Here is a 1,111-nt window from a genome sequence, read left to right as displayed (position 1 = left end):
TGATAAAGTGGTGAAGTACATAATGGTAGAGCATATGGGTATTTATAGGTGTAGAATGGAAAAATCTATCTGTAAAAAGGCGATGTGGGATAACAATTCGTAGGTTTGAAATCAAAGAAACCAACTCAAATTCGTGCGTGGGACCCGCGAAGTCAAAAGCAGCAGCAAATCCTCTTCGGCGCGCGCGTGAGCGACACGCGCGCGCCACTTCCCTTCAGCACAGCCCGCGCATTGCGCGGGCCTCCTCTTTTTCTCAGGGTGCGTGTAGCGCATGCGCCATGCTTGAAGCCGAATTTGTCCAGCCACGTGCGTGTGTGTCCTGCCAGATTCCTTCTTCATCTTCTTGTTTCTCCCTTTTTTCTCTTTTATTTCTTTTCTTCTTCTTCTTTTATTTTCTTCAATCATCTTCATTCAAGCTCCTTGATCTTCATCAACCAATCTCTTCTTGATCTCTAAAATTCACCATTCAACATATTTGATTAATATCTTCAATTTAAGACCCATTTTGCCTATTTTTCTGAAATCAAACATTAAACCAAATAAAGGCAAATATCCCAAATAATTCACTATAAATAAATTAAAACATGGGTAATTGATATATAAAATATGGAAAAATATGAACTTATCAAATACCCCACACTCAGGTTTTGATCGTCCTCGAGCAAAACAAACTAAGAAAAACACAAAAGATAATTTCATGAAAAACATGGTTGTTTATTCTACACAATAACCAAGAGATTAACCAACATTAGGCAAGCAGAATCACAATTCAAATGCCAATATATTCTCTCTCACAAAAATCTAAGAGTGTGTGTGTGCAATAGCCGTGCAATTAAGTTCAAAAACAAGACACTTAGCTCAACTTATGCAAACTCAAAGAAAAAATGATTTTGAACACCCATTAGACTTACTCTTCTCACAACTCTCCACTGATTGGAGACAACCAGTTCAACTCAAATCAGGTAGGACTTTTAGCTTGTAACGTTAGGCTAGGGACTGGCTAAAGAAGGGGAAAAGGATATAGAAGCAAAGAAAAGAGTTTAACACTTATATGCACCTGGCTCTTATACACATCAGACGCTGCCGACGAGCGACCCAGTTGACACTTCCG

The 1,111-nt window shown here is 39.0% G+C and carries 1 protein-coding gene; it reads right to left on the bottom strand.

What is annotated here, in order from left to right:
- Positions 1 to 111 precede the first annotated feature (111 nt).
- Entirely contained in the window at positions 112 to 411 is a 300-nt protein-coding gene (locus tag BVER_RS32155; protein WP_157056324.1) for a hypothetical protein, read from the bottom strand.
- Positions 412 to 1,111: the final 700 nt, after the last annotated feature.

This window comes from Candidatus Burkholderia verschuerenii, from assembly GCF_001189365.1.
GTDB classification, from domain to species: Bacteria; Pseudomonadota; Gammaproteobacteria; order Burkholderiales; family Burkholderiaceae; genus Caballeronia; species Caballeronia verschuerenii.
Note: the sequence above shows the minus strand (reverse complement) of the source record. Positions and strands in the feature narration are given on the sequence as shown.